This is a genomic window from Piscinibacter sp. PDB1-1, from assembly GCF_056675995.1.
Window position 1 is genome coordinate 1,472,109 of record NZ_JBWVZJ010000001.1, and the last position, 17,343, is coordinate 1,489,451.

At 63.7% G+C, this 17,343-nt stretch carries 14 protein-coding genes and 1 pseudogene; 9 read left to right on the forward strand and 6 right to left on the reverse strand.

Going from position 1 to position 17,343, the window contains the following annotated elements; translation table 11 throughout:
- Positions 1-29 precede the first annotated feature (29 nt).
- The 3 genes from AC1KAR_RS06745 to rplM all read right to left on the reverse strand — a co-directional run bounded on the left by AC1KAR_RS06745 (position 30) and on the right by rplM (position 1,744).
- The gene (locus AC1KAR_RS06745; protein ID WP_480315788.1) at positions 30-737 is read right to left on the reverse strand and encodes a DUF6776 family protein; all 708 of its coding nucleotides are present in this window, start codon (positions 735-737) and stop codon (positions 30-32) included.
- Positions 738-913: 176 nt separating this feature from the next.
- On the reverse strand, positions 914-1,306 hold the full coding sequence (gene rpsI / locus AC1KAR_RS06750) for a 30S ribosomal protein S9 (RefSeq protein WP_480315790.1): 393 nt from the start codon (positions 1,304-1,306) through the stop codon (positions 914-916).
- A 9-nt stretch (positions 1,307-1,315) separates the two neighbouring features.
- Positions 1,316-1,744, reverse strand: a complete 429-nt coding sequence (gene rplM, locus AC1KAR_RS06755) for a 50S ribosomal protein L13 (protein WP_480315792.1) — start codon at positions 1,742-1,744, stop codon at positions 1,316-1,318.
- 294 nt (positions 1,745-2,038) lie between these two features.
- Here rplM and AC1KAR_RS06760 point away from each other — a divergent pair, with 294 nt between their 5' ends.
- The 3 genes from AC1KAR_RS06760 to AC1KAR_RS06770 all read left to right on the forward strand — a co-directional run bounded on the left by AC1KAR_RS06760 (position 2,039) and on the right by AC1KAR_RS06770 (position 4,730).
- Complete coding sequence (locus AC1KAR_RS06760; protein ID WP_480315794.1) at positions 2,039-2,728, forward strand: GNAT family N-acetyltransferase; 690 nt, start codon at positions 2,039-2,041, stop codon at positions 2,726-2,728.
- 158 nt (positions 2,729-2,886) lie between these two features.
- Entirely contained in the window at positions 2,887-3,672 is a 786-nt protein-coding gene (locus tag AC1KAR_RS06765) for a DUF2726 domain-containing protein (RefSeq protein ID WP_480315796.1), read from the forward strand.
- Between the two features lie 35 nt (positions 3,673-3,707).
- On the forward strand, positions 3,708-4,730 hold the full coding sequence (locus AC1KAR_RS06770; RefSeq protein ID WP_480315798.1) for a serine/threonine protein kinase: 1,023 nt from the start codon (positions 3,708-3,710) through the stop codon (positions 4,728-4,730).
- A gap of 10 nt (positions 4,731-4,740) precedes the next feature.
- Here AC1KAR_RS06770 and htpG read toward each other — a convergent pair whose 3' ends face one another.
- Complete coding sequence (htpG, locus tag AC1KAR_RS06775; RefSeq protein ID WP_480315800.1) at positions 4,741-6,624, reverse strand: molecular chaperone HtpG; 1,884 nt, start codon at positions 6,622-6,624, stop codon at positions 4,741-4,743.
- 193 nt (positions 6,625-6,817) lie between these two features.
- Between htpG and AC1KAR_RS06780 the strand changes: the two genes are divergently transcribed.
- Both AC1KAR_RS06780 and AC1KAR_RS06785 read left to right on the forward strand, forming a co-directional pair.
- Complete coding sequence (locus tag AC1KAR_RS06780) at positions 6,818-8,128, forward strand: cation:proton antiporter (protein ID WP_480315802.1); 1,311 nt, start codon at positions 6,818-6,820, stop codon at positions 8,126-8,128.
- Between the two features lies 1 nt (position 8,129).
- Positions 8,130-9,242: a YbdK family carboxylate-amine ligase gene (locus tag AC1KAR_RS06785; RefSeq protein WP_480315804.1), complete on the forward strand. Its 1,113-nt coding sequence runs from the start codon at positions 8,130-8,132 to the stop codon at positions 9,240-9,242.
- 512 nt (positions 9,243-9,754) lie between these two features.
- Here AC1KAR_RS06785 and AC1KAR_RS06790 read toward each other — a convergent pair.
- On the reverse strand, positions 9,755-12,721 hold the full coding sequence (locus AC1KAR_RS06790; protein ID WP_480315806.1) for a KAP family NTPase: 2,967 nt from the start codon (positions 12,719-12,721) through the stop codon (positions 9,755-9,757).
- Between the two features lie 1,034 nt (positions 12,722-13,755).
- Here AC1KAR_RS06790 and AC1KAR_RS06795 point away from each other — a divergent pair.
- Positions 13,756-14,361: a GAF domain-containing protein gene (locus AC1KAR_RS06795; protein WP_480315808.1), complete on the forward strand. Its 606-nt coding sequence runs from the start codon at positions 13,756-13,758 to the stop codon at positions 14,359-14,361.
- Positions 14,362-14,400: 39 nt separating this feature from the next.
- Here AC1KAR_RS06795 and AC1KAR_RS06800 read toward each other — a convergent pair.
- Positions 14,401-14,622, reverse strand: a pseudogene (locus AC1KAR_RS06800) (helix-turn-helix domain-containing protein); the annotation flags it as partial.
- 141 nt (positions 14,623-14,763) lie between these two features.
- Here AC1KAR_RS06800 and AC1KAR_RS06805 point away from each other — a divergent pair.
- From AC1KAR_RS06805 to AC1KAR_RS06815, 3 genes are read left to right on the forward strand one after another with little or no spacing between them, the layout of a single operon-like run.
- A complete protein-coding gene (locus AC1KAR_RS06805; RefSeq protein ID WP_480315810.1) occupies positions 14,764-15,387 on the forward strand; it encodes a TetR/AcrR family transcriptional regulator in 624 nt (207 codons plus the stop codon).
- A gap of 9 nt (positions 15,388-15,396) precedes the next feature.
- The gene (locus AC1KAR_RS06810; protein WP_480315812.1) at positions 15,397-16,506 is read left to right on the forward strand and encodes an alkene reductase; all 1,110 of its coding nucleotides are present in this window, start codon (positions 15,397-15,399) and stop codon (positions 16,504-16,506) included.
- A gap of 4 nt (positions 16,507-16,510) precedes the next feature.
- A complete protein-coding gene (locus AC1KAR_RS06815; RefSeq protein ID WP_480315813.1) occupies positions 16,511-17,275 on the forward strand; it encodes an SDR family oxidoreductase in 765 nt (254 codons plus the stop codon).
- Positions 17,276-17,343 lie beyond the last annotated feature (68 nt).

Here is a 17,343-nt window from a genome sequence, read left to right on the forward strand (position 1 = left end):
TTCCGGTCGAGGGCCGGCACAGATCAATTTCAAAGTTTCACAGTCTGGGTGGCCCTCACGGCCCCCTGGTTGTCGGTCACCCTGACCTGCACGGTCTTGACCACGGCCGCTTGCGGGTAGTCGACCATGCCTTCGAGCCGGGCAGACTGCTTCACATTCAGCGCCTTGGGCCCGCCGGGTTGTGACAAGCTCCAGGGCTTGTCCGCCAGTGTTCCCGAAAGGACGATGTCGTAGCGGCCGACAAACTCGGGCAGATTACGCCCTATTTGCATGACGAGCATCTGGAATCTCAGGTGACCCGGCTCCGCGGCCTCGGCCTGAAAGGCGCGCACATTCAGCCCGGTTGCGTTGGCAGGCAACAGCCGCTCGAAGAATCCCAGATCAGCCTTCAGCGCGAGGTTCTCGGTTTCGACCTGCTTGATCTGTTCGGTAAGCCGCTCCTGCGCCACTTTTTCGGCCCGGAGCAGGCTTTGCGCGGTGTTGGCGATCGACTGCGCCCCCTCGCGTTCTGCACGCAGCTTGGACACTTCCTCGCGCAGCTGCGCGAGTTCCACCTTCGCATCCCGGTCGAGGCCTGCGATGTTCTTTCCGATCTCGAAGGCCCACAAGGCCAAGGCCGCGGAGAAACCGAACATCAGCGCCACCGCCACCCAGCGCAAGGGCCATGGCAGGTGACTGCGCACCGTCATGCGGGGTGCGCTGATCGACAGACGTCGGCGTAGCAGCTTCCAGCGCATGGGGTCGTGGGGGAGGTCTCAGGGGTGGGTAGGTCAGGAGAAGTGAATTCTAGGAGTGCACCCTGCCGGTGCCCTGTGACGAAACCTTGCAGGTGTATGCAGCTCCCTCAGCCATGAAAAAAGGCCGCGAAGTGCGGCCTTTTTGCACAAAACCCGAATCGGGCTTCGAGGGCGGATCAGCGCTTGCTGAACTGCTTACGGCGACGAGCGCCGTGCAGACCGACCTTCTTACGCTCGACTTCACGCGCGTCGCGCGTCACGAAGCCGGCGTGCTTGAGGGCCGATTTGAGCGTTTCGTCGTAGTCGATCAGCGCACGGGTGATGCCGTGGCGCACCGCGCCGGCCTGGCCCGATTCGCCACCACCGTGGACGTTGACCTTCACGTCGAAGGCTGCGTCGTTCGCGGTCAGCACCAAAGGCTGCTTGACGACCATGATGGACGTCTGGCGGCCGAAGTACTGCTCCACCGACTTGCCATTGACCATGATCTGGCCGGTGCCCTTCTTGATGAAGACACGTGCCACCGACGACTTGCGGCGGCCGGTTCCGTAGTTCCAATTTCCGATCATCACCGCTCCTTAGATTTCCAGCACTTTGGGCTGCTGGGCGGTGTGGGGGTGGGAACCACCGGCGTACACCTTCAGCTTCTTGACCATTGCGTAGCCCAGCGGACCCTTGGGCAGCATGCCCTTGACAGCCTTCTCGAGCGCGCGGCCCGGATGCTTGGCTTGCATGTCCTTGAAGCTGGTGGCGCGAATGCCGCCCGGGTAACCCGTGTGGCGGTAGTACATCTTGTCGGTGTTCTTGTTGCCGGTCACGCGGAGCTTGTCTGCGTTGACGACGACGATGAAATCACCGGTATCGACGTGAGGCGTGTAAATGGCCTTGTGCTTGCCGCGCAAACGGAGTGCCACTTCGCTGGCAACACGTCCGAGCACCTTGTCGGTGGCGTCAATCACAAACCACTCGTGCGTCACTTCGGCCGGCTTGGCGCTGAAGGTCTTCATGAGGTTCTTTCGAATGGCTGGTCCTTGGCGGACTCAGCAAGATGTGGCTCAATCGCTGAACTGGCCCCGAACTTTCGGTGCTGCTTGTTCCGGCAGCCTCTCAAGGCCTGGCAGTCGCGCGCGGCGCGATCGAAATCGACAGCCGCCTTTTCCCTGAGCCGAATGGGAAAGCCTTCTATTCTAGCTGAAGCGACGATTTTTGAGCGAACAACCTTGCGGGCGCCACAGCGCGGCCCTCACAGGCGAATCGCACGTGCGTCATAATCCTAGGGTTTTTACCTACACGAGATCCGCATGAATGGCACCGGCACGCCCCCCACACGCTCCGTTTCGGGTGAAGGCGCACGCCAGTCCTGGGTGCCGATTCGCACGCTGGCACCTCGCCATCGCGAGCGAATCTCAAGGCATTTGCTGGCACTTGGCGAGAGTGACCGCTATCTTCGATTCGGCTACCCCGCCACCGACGAGCAGATCGAACGCTACGTGGAAGGGCTGGATTTCGAGCGCGACGAGGTGTTCGGCATCTTCAACCGCCGGCTCGAACTGATCTCCATGGCGCATCTGGCCTACATGCCGGTGAGTGGCGCGCCGGGCGAAACCGCCACGGCCGAATTCGGCGTATCGGTCTCCAAACATGCCCGCGGCCGCGGCTACGGCGCACGGCTTTTCGATCGCTCGGTCCTGCATGCTCGCAACCGGGGCTGCGAGCGGCTCTTCATCCACGCCCTGAGCGAGAACGCCGCCATGCTCAAGATCGCGCGCAATGCCGGTGCGCTGGTCGAGCGCGACGGCTCCGAATCCGAGGCCTGGCTGAAGCTGCCCCCGGACACGATCTCGTCGCAGGTCGATGAGATGCTGGGCGAGCACTTCGCCGAGTTCGACTACCGCCTCAAGGTGCAGGCGCACTGGCTCAACGACTGGCTGAACACGGTGGCCGAGATCAAGGGGCGCATCGGAAACTCCGGCGGCGCGGCGTCGGAATAGCGCCAAACCGGCAAAACCGCACAGGCCAAGTGCCACGCCTTATCACCCCACACCCATGTCGGGGATGTGACGGCCGGAAGGCGGTCGTTAGCATCGATTTCAGTCCCTCTCGTCTGGCGTCTCGTTTGCGCCGTGCTGGCTTCTTCTGAGTTCGTGCCGTGACATCGCCCCTCCTCACCTGGCTCCCCTGGGCCGCACTTGCTGCGGTGGCGCTTCTGGCTTGCGTGCTCGGGGTGATGATCCTGCGCATCCGCAAGGCGGGCCCCAAGCCGCTGCCGATGGAATGGGCCCTGGCCGGCCGGCCGGTATTCAGCACCGATGAACGTCGCATTTATCGGCTGCTGCGCGAAGCACTTCCGCACCACATCGTCCTGTCCAAGCTGCCACTGGTTCGCTTCTGCCAGCCCACCGACCCGAGCAATGTGCGCTACTGGTACGACCTGCTCGGGAACATCCACGTGACCTTTGCGGTGTGCAGCGCGAACGGCCGCGTGCTGGCGGCCATCGACCTCGACTCCGAACGTGGCAGTTCCTCGCGCATCCAAAAAATCAAGCAGTCGGTGATGGAAACGTGCCGCGTGCGCTACCTGCGCTGCCCGCTGGACCACCTGCCCTCGGTGGCCGAGTTGCAGCTGCTCGTGCCGCACAGTGGCGCGGCTTCGCGTGCACCGCAACCGATGCCCACGCTGCACCAGGCGCGCGACACGTTGGCCAATACGGTGGCGCACCGCCGCGCCGAGCGCACGGCGCTCTGGCAAGACTCCACGCTCTTCCAGGATTCGTTCTTCGCACCCGACAGCCGCCTCGACGGGTTCGGCGCAAGCGAGTTCTCTTCGCTGTCGGAGCGGCCCTCGTCGCTCATCGGCGGCAACCCGGACGATCGCGATGACGTCGGTGGCGTCGTGGTCGACACGCCGGCAGCTTCCTCCGCTGCCAAGCGCTGACGCAGGCGCAGCGCAGGCGGCGCGTACGATGCGCCATGCACGCATCCGTTTCCAGCCAAGACGACGACACCCCCTATGCCGGGCTCACGCCCGAGGCTGTGCTCGATGCCCTGGATGGCGTCGGCCTGCGTGGTGACGGCCGCCTGATCCAGCTCAACTCGTACGAGAACCGCGTCTACCAGGTGTTCCTGGAAGACAGCCGCGTGGTCGTTCCGAAGTTCTATCGCCCCAAGCGCTGGACGGACGCGCAGATTCTCGAAGAGCACCGCTTTGCGGGCGAACTCGCTGCGGCCGAGATCCCGGTGGTGGCGCCTTGGGTGCTGGATGGCAGCACGCTGCCGACCGCTCACATCGCGGGCCACCCGTATCGCTTCAGCGTCAGCCCCCGCCAATCCGGCCGCGCGCCCGAACTCGAAGACCCCGCCACGCTCGAATGGCTGGGCCGCTTCATCGGGCGCATTCATGCGATCGGCGCGACGGCGTCGTTCGAGCACCGCCTCACGCTCGACATCGCCACCTACGGCGAGGCGCCGCGCGACTGGTTGCTCGCCTCCGGGGTGATCGCCGTCGAAGCGGTCGATGGTTGGAAGCGCGCCGTCGACCAGGTGCTCGACGAAGTGCGCCGCTGCTTCGACGCCGCCGGCGCGTTCCGCCCGATCCGCCTGCACGGCGACTGCCACCCCGGCAACGTGCTCTGGACCGACGCCGGCCCCCACTTTGTCGACCTGGACGACGCGCTGATGGGCCCGCCGATGCAAGACCTGTGGATGCTGCTCTCCGGCGATCGCCAGGCGATGCAAAGCCAGCTCTACGCGCTGCTGTCGGGCTACGAGGACTTCATGGAGTTCGACTGGCGGCAGCTTCAACTCGTCGAGGCGCTGCGCGCGCTGCGCATGATTCACTACAGCGCATGGATTGCGCGGCGCTGGGCGGACCCGGCCTTCCCCGTGGCCTTCCCGTGGTTTGGTGGGCGCTCCTACTGGAGCGAGCAGACCACCCGCATGCACGAACAGCTCGATGCGCTGCGGCAGCCTGCGCTGGGCGGGCTGCCGCTCTGAGACATCGCGGTCAGGCCGTCAGCAAAGCGTTGACGCGCTTCACGTAAGCCGCAGGGTCTTCGAGCTGGCCGCCTTCGGCGAGCAGCGCCTGGTCGAAGAGGATGTGGGCCAATTCGTCGAAGTGCGCACTGTCCTCCAGCCGCTTCACGAGCGTGTGCTCGGCGTTCACTTCCAGCGTAGGCAGCGACTTGGGCGCCGCTTGACCAGCCTGCTTGAGCATGCGCGCAAGGTGCCCGCTGATGTCGCCTTCGTCGACGACCAGGCAGGCAGGTGAGTCGACCAGGCGAGTGGTTACGCGCACGTCCTTCGCGCGGTCCTTCAACGCCTCCTTCAGGCGATCGAGCACCGGCTTGAACGCGGTAGCTGTCTCTTCGGCCTGCTTCTTCTCGGCCTCGTCCTGCAGCGTGCCCAGATCGACCGCGCCCTTGGCCACGCTTTGCAGCGCCTTGCCTTCGAACTCAAAGACGTGGCTGAGCATCCACTCGTCCACGCGGTCGGTCAGCAGCAGCACCTCGATGCCCTTCTTCCGGAAGATCTCGATCTGCGGGCTGCTCTTCGCGCCGGCCAGGGTGTCGGCCGTGACGTAGTAGATGGCGTCCTGGCCCTCCTTCATGCGCGATACGTAGTCGGCCAGTGCCACACCCTCGTCGGCGTGTGTCGACGCGAAGCGGAACAGCTTCACCAAGCGCTCCTGGTTCGAGTGGTCCTCACCGACGCCTTCCTTCAGCACGGCGCCGAAGTCCTTCCAGAACGCGGCGTACTTCGCGCGTTCGGCTTCGTCTTCGCTGTTGGCCAATGACTCCAGCATGCCGAGCACCCGCTTGGTCGATCCTTCGCGGATGGCCTTCACGTCGCGGCTTTCCTGCAGCAGCTCGCGGCTCACGTTGAGCGGCAGGTCGGCGCTGTCGATCACGCCCTTCACGAAGCGCAAGTACACCGGCATCAGTGCCTCGGCATCGTCCATGATGAAGACGCGCTTCACGTAGAGCTTCACGCCGCCGCGCTTGTCGCGGTTCCACAGGTCGAACGGCGCCTTGGCCGGCACGTACAGCAGCTGCGTGTATTCGCTCCGCCCTTCGACGCGGTTGTGCGTGTAGGCGAGCGGCGCTTCGGAGTCGTAACTGATCTGCTTGTAGAAGTCGTCGTACTGCTCGGGCGTGATGTCGCTCTTGCTGCGCGTCCACAGCGCCGCGGCCTTGTTCACGGGCGCCCATTCGTCGGGCTTGAGAGTCTGCTCGCTCTTTTCCGGGTCCCACTCTTCCTTCTGCATCAGGATGGGCAGCGAGATGTGGTCGGAGTACTTGCTGATGATGGACTTGAGCTTCCAGGTGCTCAGGAATTCGTCCTCGCCTTCGCGCAGGTGCAGGATGACGTCGGTGCCGCGCTGCGGCTTGGTGATGGTTTCGACCTCGAAGTCACCACTGCCGTCGGAGCTCCAGCGCACGCCCTCTTCGGGCGCGAGGCCGGCACGGCGAGACTCCACCGTGATGCGGTCGGCCACGATGAAGCCCGAGTAGAAGCCCACGCCGAACTGGCCGATGAGTTGAGCGTCCTTCTTCTGATCGCCTTCGAGTTTGCTCATGAACTCGCGCGTGCCGCTCTTGGCGATGGTGCCGAGGTTGGCCACAGCCTCTTCGGCCGACAGGCCGATGCCGTTGTCGCGGATGGTGATCGTGCGCGCGGCCTTGTCGTAGCTCACGCGCACTTCGAGGCTGGGCTGGTCTTCGTACAGCGCTGCGTTGTTCAGCGCCTCGAAACGCAGCTTGTCGCAGGCGTCTGATGCGTTCGAAACCAGTTCACGCAGGAAGATCTCCTTGTTGGAGTACAGCGAATGCGTGACGAGATGCAGGATCTGCTGGACCTCTGCCTGGAAGGAAAGTGTTTGCTTTTGCATGGTGTCTGGTAGGTCTGACAAGCTGGCTTTCAAAGCCGGGCGCGCAAGGACATGGGGGCCACCGCGATGATTTCAAGCGGGCCGCGTCCACGAGGGGCGGATCATAAAGATATGCCCCTCGGTCACACACGGGGACAGCCCGGCACGCCGGATGCCCTCGGCTACCATGCGCCGCTCTTTCACGGACCGGCGCATGCTCGAAACCACCTACATGCCCTTCATGACTGCGCTTGAGACTTGGTTCTCACCGGCATCCTCCGCCCCTGGCGCGGCCCCGCTGTGGACGCTCGACGGCTTGCGCGGCGCCGATCCCGTGCTGGGTTTCGCGCTCGTGATGCTGGTGGCCGTCGGCCTGGCCGAGTTGCTGCACCGCAAGCTGCGCCTGCCACGCATGGTGGGCCACATGATCACCGGCGCACTGGCCAGCCCGCTCGCGTTGCGCCTGCTCGAACGCACGGACCTCGACCCCTGGAAGCCCCTCATCGACCTCGCCATCGGCGTGCTCGTGTTTGAACTGGGTAGCCGCATTCGACCGCGCTGGTTGCTCGACAACCCCTGGCTCGCGCTCACGAGCGTGCTCGAAGGCGTACTGGCCGGCTTGTGCGTGACTGCCGGGCTGGCCTCGCTGGGTGTGCCGCTGACGTCGGCGTGGCTCGCGGGCGCGGTGGCGATGTCGACCTCGCCCGTCATCACCCTGGTGCTGGTGCATGAGCTGCGCCCACGCGGGCAGGTGACCGAACGTCTGCTGATCATCACGGCCGTCAACAGCGCCCTGACGATGATCGCGCTCAAGGTGTGGCGCGTGCTGGCCGCGGCCGACACCAACAGCATCAGCTCGGAGCTCCTGCCCGTGGCCGCCGATGCGGTGTTCGTGGTCGGCGGCTCGTTCCTGCTCGGCGTGGCCGCAGGCTGGGTGCTCGCCAAGTTGTCGCAGCCGCTGCGCGGTGTGGCGTCGGCCACGCCTGTGTTGCAGATCGCGTTGGTGATTCTCGCGGCGATGCTGGCCGCGCAATGGAAGCTCTCGCCACTGCTTGCGCTGCTCGTGGCCGGCATGGTGGCGCGCTCGCGCATGGGCCATGCGCTCACGGTCGAGCCTCAGCTCGGCTCGGCCGGTGCGGTGCTGACGGTGCTGCTCTTCATCGCGCTTGGCATGTTGTTCACGCTCGACGGCATGCTCGAACTCTGGCCGTGGGTGTTGATGATCCTGGTGGCACGTTTCGTCGGCAAGGGCATCGCCGTCGCCGTGCTCGCGCGCCTGAGCGCGTTGGGGTGGCGGCAGTCGATGGCGCTCACGCTGGCACTTCAGCCCATGAGCAGCCTTGCCGTACTGCTGGCGGCCGACACGTTCGGCTGGACGTCGCAACTGCCCGGCGTGACCGGCAGCATGCTGCAGGCGCTCTTGATCGCCACCACCGTGATGCACCTGATCGGTCCGCTGCTCACGCAGTGGTCGTTGACCTCGCTGGCCGGCGAGTGCCCGCCTCCGCTGGCCAAGGAAACCTGACATGTCACTGGCCGAGTTCACCTCTTCCGAAGCGCTGACCCTGGGGGTCGAGTTGGAGCTGCAGCTCGTCAGCATGCACGACCACGACCTCTCGCCGCAGGCGCAAGACCTGCTGCGCGAGCTCGACAAGCACCCGGGTGCGTGGGACGTCAAGCCCGAGATCACGCGCAGCATGATCGAGATCGGCACCTCCATCCAGCGCCAGCACGCCCCGCTGCTGGCCGAGCTCACCGACCTCAAGCAGCAGCTCTCGCGTGCCGCGCGAAAGCTCAACATCGGCATCGCCGGCGGTGGCACGCACGCCTACCAGCACTGGAGCGAGCAGCAGATCTACCCGACCGAGCGCTTTCACTACATCAGCGAGCTGTACGGCTACCTGGCCAAGCAGTTCACCGTGTTCGGCCAGCACGTCCACGTGGGCTGCGAGAACGGCGACACCGCGCTGTGGCTCCTGCATGCGCTGTCGCGCTATGTGCCGCACTTCATTGCGCTCAGCGCCTCGTCGCCCTACGTGCAAGGGGTGGACACCGGCTTTGATTCCGCGCGCCTGAACTCGGTGTTCGCCTTTCCGCTGTCGGGCCGCGCTCCCTTCGTCACCACCTGGGACGGCTTCGGCGAGTACTTCGACAAGATGACGAGCACCGGCGTCGTGCAGTCGATGAAAGACTTCTACTGGGACATCCGCCCCAAGCCCGAATTCGGCACCATCGAGCTTCGCGTGTGCGACACGCCGCTCAGTGTCGACAAGGCCGCGGCGCTTGCCTGCTACCTGCAGTGCATCTGCCGCTACCTGCGCGAAGAAAAGCCCTTCGAGCCCACCGAAGACGACTACCTCGTCTACACCTTCAACCGCTTCCAGGCCTGCCGATTCGGGCTCGATGGCGAGATCGTCGACCCCAAGACCAAGCAGCGCCTGAAGCTGCGCGACGACATCCTGCGCACACTTGCCCGCGTCGACGAGCACGCGCTCGATCTGCAGGCGCTCGAGGCCAGCAACCTGATCCGCGACACCCTCTTCGAGGGCAACGATGCGAGCTGGCTGCGCAGCCGCCGTCAGGTCGGCCTGCCGCTGTCGGCCGTGGTCGAAGACGCCACGAAGCGGTGGATGACCTGACCCGGCTGTTCCTTGCAAATAAAGTCGAAAACAGCCCCTCAGCAATCATGCGGCTTCGCAACGTGGCAGTTCGGCCACAGCAACACGCAAAGTCGACAACATGGTGAGAGCTCGACTGCTCAAGCAGATCGCAAGCTGGTGGGATGACCGCTCCGCAGCGGTTGCGGTAGTTCGGCGCCGAGCCTCGTAGGCGTAGTCAAGGTCACCTGCCAGTCATCCGCTCGCGCGGGCAGGTGCCAAGCGAGCAACCGGTTCCGAAGGGGTTGCTGACCTTCGTTTCGCGAGACGCGCTGCAGGCTCGATAGGCGCTCGAACGGCAGCTCTTGTCGGTCACCTACTCACGCACGCGACCCAAAGCGGACCTTCGCTGTTTTGAATACGCAGCGCTGGAGCGGCCGTCCAATTGGCGTGCCGAAGCACCCCTTGATCGACGATCGGACCCGCGGCGTCATCGCAGGGGCCAGCCTCGCAATCCGCTTCGAGGAGCGCGCGACAACCTGCCTCCGGCTTCACTATCCAGCAGGGCTTGGAGTTGCTTCCCCAGCCAGTTCATCCAGCACAGCAAAGACCCCATCGAGATCGTCACGATAGAAGGCTGTGTAACTAGGCATAAAGACGCATCGCCCGCTGTCTTTGAGGGCCAGCCCCCGAACGTGATCGCCATGCGTCAGCCAATACCTTCCCACAGCCTTCGGATCCAACCCGCCTGGTAGTCCAGACTTGGTTGCGACATAGCCCCCTTCGTCTCGCCCCGTATGGAACGGGCTGCTCAAGTGGGCGAGGCAATGGTCAATAAACAGCAGCGCGTTGTTAACGTCGACGGCCGGGCTAAAGCAGAAGCCAAAGACGTACTCGTTCATCAACATGGAGATGCCGCCGCCGTCTTCGGCACCGCTTTCATCGTAGTAACCGCATCCAACACCAGAGCCATTCGGGGGCAGCGAATTGCTGAGCTGATAGATGACGAACGACGCGGCAGCGGACCGTGCGGCCGCAATTCGACGGGCAATCGTTGTATCGCCGTGCTCGGATGCGGGGTCGAGCGAAGCCTGCTCATGAAGATTAACAAATGCCTGACCGAGGAACGCATCGACAGACACTTCACGCGCTTCAGCGAAGAAGTTCCGTCCGCTCTCAATGTAAGTGCGCTTGAAGTGCGCGAAGACCTGCTGAGACAACGTCCTCATCCCCATCAGCGCCAACTGACTGACCAACCCGGACCTTGGAGCAGACATGTCCTGGTGGACGATGAGCGCAGTGTGCAGGTTGTACAACTGGCCACCGCGATCCGCTGAGCACTGCAACCTGAAGAGCATAAGGTCGTTCCAACCCAGAACGCCGCGGTCTGGGCTAGCAAGCCGCTCCAGCAGGCCTCTTCCAACGAAGGCGTGCTCGCCAAAGATGCGCCACGCGATCTCGATGACGTTCTCCGGACTGTTCACGCGTCGCCGGCCCGCAGTACGGCCCCAGCCCGCGCGATCCATCAGCCGCAATAGCGAGTAGATAGACCTCGGCCGCAGTCCACGGTCATCGTTGTCAAACGACGAGTAGCGTGGCAGGTACTCAACGAGCGTTTCGATGGCGTCTTCTGCGGTAGAGCTGGTGAACTCGTGGGCCTGATTGACCAGTACCCGCCAGAACTGGTCGTGTGCGGTCTCTGCTCGCTCCAGGCCAAACTCAGCCTCCGCGAGAACCGAGACAATTGACCGACCCTTGCGAACCCGATCTACCGCTGTTTGGTAGAGAACAAAGGTCTCCTGCGGCTCCGGCGTGGCAAAGCGAACGATGAGCTTCAGAAAGCCCTCCAGGTTTCTGGTATCGCCCTTGTTGAAGCACGCCCGAGACCGAAGAACGGACTCTTCAATGTTGCGCCCGTCGCCCAGGTCCAAAACCTCCACGTCAAACAACTGCTCCAGCAAGAACCTGGCAGAACCTGGGTGCTCTTCCTTGACCTCTGCAAAACCATCGGCGTTCTTGAAATCTGGTTCGTCGTACTTGCGCCGAATCGAGAAAGTACCACTGCGCCCCTCTGTCTCCTCGGCGTATATGCGCCTGAACAACCCTGGATAGTTCAGGTGCAGCAGCATCAAATTGATGAGGTCACGCTTGTTGAAGTCGGTCCGGCCCAGATTGGTCTTCTCAATCTGCATGAGCAAGATCGCGTTGATGAAGCGCTTGACCTTGCGCAGATCACCGAGCAAAGGCAGGTACTTGGCGGCAAGATCACCGCTCAAGATTTCCGCTAGCACATTTAGAACGGCACCAAGCTTCAACATCGTGTCCGATGGCACGGACCCGAGCTGGCTTTCGCTCTTCTCCCAGTCGCGTTGCAAGAAGTTGCGGATGCTGGAGCTGTCCACGAACAGGCTCAGTTTGACTGTCACAAACTTCTCAAGGAACTCACGCGCCCTGGATCCTTCCTCTTTGCCACCGGCCAGTACCTCGGTGTCATAGCAAAGAACGTAGGTCGCTTGCGACAGCTTGAAGGTGCGTCGCGTTGCGAATAGGACGTTGTTGACGGTCTTCGCGTCGAGACGATCCAGGTCGTCGATGACTACGATCACACGTCGACCGATACGTCGAAGGACCTCGTCAATGTCGTCGAGCAACTCATCGACCGTTTCCTGGGAAGGCTCCAGCGAGAGCTTGAAGCCCAGGAACGAAACGTCAGCCTTACCCTTGATGAGCCGAGAGTATCGGGAGGCCGCGGGACGGAACTCGGGTGCAAAGACCTTGCTCTGAATCGCGGCGGACAGGTCGCGAATCAAGCGATCAGCGAGATCTGGCTCGGATGCGTATCGAAGGGGCTCAAACCGACAAACAATCACCTTGTCCGCGGCTTGCTCCCAGTAGCGTTCGGCAAGATTGATGAAGCTTGTCTTGCCTACGCCCCAGGGTCCATCCACACCGAACACCAATCCTGCGTGAGCGCCGCTCGCGATGACGGTTTCCGCGAACGACTTCGCTTGTGACTCGTTGGAGAGCAAGTCGTCCGTCTCGCGCCCGATTTCCTCGTCCGCAAGGAACTGGAGCTGCGAGGCGGTCTGCCGTTTCCTCGGCCAATGACGCTGAACGAGCGGCGACAACAGCACCGTGGAGAGCAGCAGAAGAGCAACTGGTGCCCAATGCGGATTTGCAGCCTTCAAGGCAGCGTGAAACTTGGAAGGCCAAGGCATGGTCAACTCGTTCGCCCAAGCCCCAAGACAAACTGCTATGAGTAGGTCGAGACGGATGCTCCGACCCATTTGTACGACGGCGGTGTGTGCGCCACGATTCACCGCGTAGACCACACAGATCGCCAGTCCGGCGAGAACCGCGCTGCCTCTTGCCCAGACATCCAGATCATCCACTGCCGGCGCGAATGCGGTCCCCAGGTAGTAGGCCGCCCTGCAGAACTCAGCGCCAACCAAGCCAACGACGAACGTCCTGGCGAAGACCAGGAGTTCGGGCATCTTCATCGTTGGCTTGGTATCCGCCATTCACCTTTCCTCCCTATGCAGCGTGCACGCTGTAGCCAACCTGCCATGTCGAGGCGCGTTCTGCGCCCCCTATTTACTCAGTGACTACCTAGCCTAAGTCGCGCGGCAAGCAGCAACGCGTTCAATCTGAGTCGCGACCTCTGCCGCTGCGACTAGTGCCAGGGTTCCGGGCGCGGCGGCACCGTGACTGATATACGTGCTCATCCAGAAAGTCGACCCATAGGTTCTCCAGGGCGTTCCTTATGAGGTGCCCGACCGCTTCTATGGGTTGCTGCGCTGCATGCTTTCGCCTCGGTTGGCGCTTCGGGTGGCTTCATACCCATAACAACTCTGCTCGGCCAACATGCCGCTTGCGCGCGGATTGACGAAAGTTTACGTTCTGTCGGAGGCCATGGCTGTGGCACGCTTCCGCCAGCGCATGATGGAGCAGACTCGACCGGATTGCGGTAGCGACAGGACGTTCCGTAGCTGCCGCTCGTCGATAGCCGTTAATGGCCGAAAGCGGGCGATCAGCACGGACTGCTGGCGACCTTGTTGGGTGCTCCGCGCCGCGCTTTCTCCGGGTCGACACCGTAGAGCCGTGCGAACCGCTCGTCGGAGACAACGCGGTCGTTGGGGACCTCCCAGCCTCAGGTCCCAATGCCGCGCCCGGAGGACAAGTCCAATTGCAAACGGCGCTCGCGTTCTTGCAGGCGTGCGAGCGCGTCGGAGTTTGTGTCCGCTGCGGCGCGGTCAGGAGCTGATGAACTGCCTTCGAACTTAAAAGCGGAACCCTCTAAGGCATTCAATGCAGTGGCGTTGTCGTCGAGCAAGGCCTGGTGCGTCCGAGCCATGTTTCGATGCACGCTGCATCTTGATGATGACCATGTTGCATCCCACGTCGCCCTCTGTACCTTCCGCTGGGGGGGTTTTCTGTCGCTCCAAGGCACCGCGGGCAAAGCACGGGCATTTCAACTCTGACTTGGCGGCGGACCAGTACCATGAGCCCTTCGCGCCGGACGCTATCGCTCTGGACAAAGCAGAATTGGCAAGCCATGTCGAAGCTCGAGAAGTATGAAGAAGGCCTCAGGGACCTCAAACGGGCTGTTGCAGCGGCCCGCGCAGGCGAATTCCTTCCGGCACGTGTCGCGATTCCGGGTGGCGGCGCACCAGACTCAACGACCTCGGCCTTCAATGTTTTCAGCAGCTTGTTGGAGACTGACGGCATTCGGTCCGCGCTGTACGCCGTGCTGCGTCGCTCCGAATATCGTTTCATCAGCATTTTTCGCTTCAAGGATGGCAAGGCCACGTCCGCGGTGCACATTGATCGCGAAGACTTAACGGTGACTCAAGCGGGGCAGGTGCCGGACACCGCGACCTATTGCTGCTACGTGCGTGAAAGTGGCGACTCGTTCGTCGCCGCGAACACGCTGTTGGACCCACGGACCATCTCCCACCCCGCGCGTGATGCGGTGCAGTCGTACTGCGGCATCCCAATCTTCGAGCCTGAAGGCGAATTGATCGGCACGCTATGCCACTATGACTTGGTGCCCAGGGACCCAGAGCAACTGAACCTCGAACTCCTGCTCCAAGTCTGTAGTGCGCTCGCGCGGTCTGGGTTGGTGCCTCCCTATCCGGATGTGGGTGGGGCTTCGAACTAGTGACTCCCTCCACAGGGCCGTAGGCACCCGTCTGAGCATTCAGCCCTGCGAGTGCCTGGGCAGCAGACGGTCGGTCTCGCGCTTCACCACCGCATAGCACTCGCAACACATCGACTCGAGCCTTGGGCGGTCCAGTAACGTGATGCGGCCTCGTTGGTTCCGGGTGACGCCTGCAGCCTGGAGGATTGCAGCCTCGACGGCGACGCCTGAGCGCCAGACCCCCAGCATGTTGCCAATCAACTGTTGCGTCATGAACATCTCGCGCGGTCGTCATGCAGCACAAGACACAACGGCCCGTGCAGCTTTGTCTCTCCGCGACTTCATTTGCAAGGAACAATGACCCGGCACGCTCGTCACCGAGGTGACAGCCACCCCAAGACGACTGGTCATATTCTTCGGCGCATGCCCCGCACCGCCGACCCGACCGACATTCCCGAGCGCCTTCTTGCCGCCGGGCTCGATCTGTTTCTGCGCCAGGGGTACCACGCCACCGGCGTGCAGCAACTGACCGACCACGCGGGTGTGCCCAAGGGATCGTTCTACAACCACTTCGCCAGCAAAGAGGCGTATGCCGCGGAGATCGTCACGCGCTACGCACAGCAGATGCAGGCGTCGTGGGAACGCATGATGGCCAGCGCCCCCGCGGAGCCCATGGCGGCCATCCGCCATGTGTTCACGCAGATGACGCGCCACCATGAGCGGGCCGATTGCCACGCCGGTTGCCTCATCGGCAATTTCGCCGCCGAACTCGCGCTCACCAGCGACGCCTGCCGGCAAGGCCTGCTGGTGGCGCAACTCGCCTGGCGTGAGCGCCTCGCCGGCTTGGTGGCGGCAGCACAAGCCAGCGGCGAGATCCGCTCCGACATCGATCCGACCGCCCTCTCCGCCCTGGCCTGGGCCGCGTGGGAAGGCGCCTTGCTGCGCATGAAGGTCGAGCACACCACCCAGCCGCTGCGCGATGCGATCGCACTCATCTTCGATCAGCTCGCGCGGCCTTCTTCGTTCAACCCCACCACGTCTCGCTGAGCACACACCATGGGCACACCCACCGATTCCTTCGTCACCGACGCCTTGTTCCAGCCCATCAAGCTGGGCCGCATCGAACTGGCCAACCGCATGGCGATGGCGCCGCTCACACGCAACCGCGCCGCCGCCGGCAACCTGCCTTCGCCGCTCGCCGCCGACTACTACAGCCAGCGCGCAAGCGTCGGCCTGGTGATCGCCGAGGCGACCCAGGTCTCGGCCACGGCGCAGGGCTACGACGCCACGCCCGGCCTGCACACGCCCGAGCAGATCGCCGGCTGGAAGAAGGTGACCGACGAGGTGCACGCCAAGGGCGGCAAGATCTTCGTGCAGCTGTGGCACACCGGCCGCATCGGCCACCACCGCTTCCAGCCCGACAACCAGCAGCCGGTCGCGCCCTCGGCCATCCTGGCCGCCGGCAAGACCTACATCATTGGTGAGGGCTTCGTGCCCACCACCGAGCCGCGCGCCCTCACGACCGAAGAAGTCGCCGGCGTGGTGAACGACTTCCGCACCGCTGCCGCCAATGCCATCAAGGCCGGCTTCGACGGCGTGGAGGTGCACGGCGCGCACGGCTACCTAGTCGATGCCTTCCTGCGCCGCGGCTCCAACCAGCGCACCGACCAGTACGGCGGCAGCATCGAGAACCGCGCACGCTTCCTGCTCGAAGTGATGGCCGCCGTTATCGGCGAGATCGGCGCCGACCGCTCGGCGATCCGCCTCTCGCCGGTGTCGCCGGTGAACGATTCGAACGAGCCCGATCCGCAGCCGCTGTTCGAGCACGTCGTGCGCGAGCTGGAGAAGCTGCACCCGGTGTACATCCACGTCGTCGAAGGCCACACCGGTGGCCCGCGCGACAACGCACCCTTCGACTACGAGGCGCTGCACCGCCTGTACTCAGGCGTGTGGATGCTCAACAACGGCTACACGAAAGAGATGGCGGACGAAGCCATCTCGAGAGGCCGCGCCGACATGGTCTCCTTCGGCCGCTGGATGATCACCAACCCCGATCTGCCGCGCCGCTTTCGCGAGAACCAGCCGCTGAACAAGCCGTATAAAGACGCCTCGCTCTACGGCGGCGAAGGCCCGCACGGCTACACCGACTACCCCGCTCTGGGCTGACCCAATGAGCGCCAAGCTGCACGGCAAGGTCGCGCTCGTCACGGGCGGCGCAGGCGGCATCGGCCGCGCCACCGCGCTCGCCTTCATGCGCGAGGGCGCTAAGGTCGCGGTGGTCGACATCCACACCGGCGCCGCACAGGCGGTGGCCGACGAGATCAAGGCCGCGGGTGGCGATGCCATCGCCATCGGCACCGACATCTCCAGCCCCGATCAGGTGGCCGCAATGGTGGCGCAGGTGGTGGCTCACTACGGCCGGCTGGACATCGCCTTCAACAACGCCGCGCTCGACCTCGAACACGAGCCGCTGCACAAGACCAGCGAAGAGATGTTCGACCGCCTGGTCAACGTGAACATCAAGGGCACGTGGCTGTGCATGAAGCACGAGATCGAGCAGATGCTCAAGCAGGGTGGTGGCGGCGCGATCGTCAACACCGCCTCCATCGGCGGTGTGGGCGCTGCACCGCGCCAGCCGATCTACGGTGCCACCAAGCACGCGGTGGTCGGCATGACGCAGTCGGCGGGTGTCGAGTACGGCCGCAAGGGCATCCGCGTGAATGCCGTGTGCCCGGGCGTCATTCGCACCGGCATGATGGAGCGCGCCATCGAGCGCGACCCGCGCCGTCAGCAGCACGTCGACCAGATTCACCCGATCGGGCGACTGGGTGAGGCCGAAGACATCGCGCGTGCGGTGGTGTTCCTGTGCTCGGACGAAGCCTCGTTCATCGTAGGCCACGCCTTGCCGGTTGATGGCGGCTACCTTGCACGCTGAAGCGCGAGCGAAGCAAGCGCACCATCAAGCAACGTCCGCGGAGCAGGCTTTGCCGGTCCGCCAGGCGG

Bases quoted from the DNA above. Each gene is read 5' to 3' on its own strand.
- AC1KAR_RS06745 (WP_480315788.1), bottom strand. From the start codon at position 737: ATGCGCTGGAAGCTGCTACGCCGACGTCTGTCGATCAGCGCACCCCGC.
- AC1KAR_RS06760 (WP_480315794.1), top strand. From the start codon at position 2,039: ATGAATGGCACCGGCACGCCCCCCACACGCTCCGTTTCGGGTGAAGGC.
- AC1KAR_RS06790 (WP_480315806.1), bottom strand. From the start codon at position 12,721: ATGGCGGATACCAAGCCAACGATGAAGATGCCCGAACTCCTGGTCTTC.
- AC1KAR_RS06785 (WP_480315804.1), top strand. From the start codon at position 8,130: ATGTCACTGGCCGAGTTCACCTCTTCCGAAGCGCTGACCCTGGGGGTC.
- rplM (WP_480315792.1), bottom strand. From the start codon at position 1,744: ATGAAGACCTTCAGCGCCAAGCCGGCCGAAGTGACGCACGAGTGGTTT.
- AC1KAR_RS06780 (WP_480315802.1), top strand. From the start codon at position 6,818: ATGCTCGAAACCACCTACATGCCCTTCATGACTGCGCTTGAGACTTGG.
- AC1KAR_RS06770 (WP_480315798.1), top strand. From the start codon at position 3,708: ATGCACGCATCCGTTTCCAGCCAAGACGACGACACCCCCTATGCCGGG.
- htpG (WP_480315800.1), bottom strand. From the start codon at position 6,624: ATGCAAAAGCAAACACTTTCCTTCCAGGCAGAGGTCCAGCAGATCCTG.
- AC1KAR_RS06805 (WP_480315810.1), top strand. From the start codon at position 14,764: ATGCCCCGCACCGCCGACCCGACCGACATTCCCGAGCGCCTTCTTGCC.
- rpsI (WP_480315790.1), bottom strand. From the start codon at position 1,306: ATGATCGGAAATTGGAACTACGGAACCGGCCGCCGCAAGTCGTCGGTG.
- AC1KAR_RS06810 (WP_480315812.1), top strand. From the start codon at position 15,397: ATGGGCACACCCACCGATTCCTTCGTCACCGACGCCTTGTTCCAGCCC.
- AC1KAR_RS06795 (WP_480315808.1), top strand. From the start codon at position 13,756: ATGTCGAAGCTCGAGAAGTATGAAGAAGGCCTCAGGGACCTCAAACGG.
- AC1KAR_RS06815 (WP_480315813.1), top strand. From the start codon at position 16,511: ATGAGCGCCAAGCTGCACGGCAAGGTCGCGCTCGTCACGGGCGGCGCA.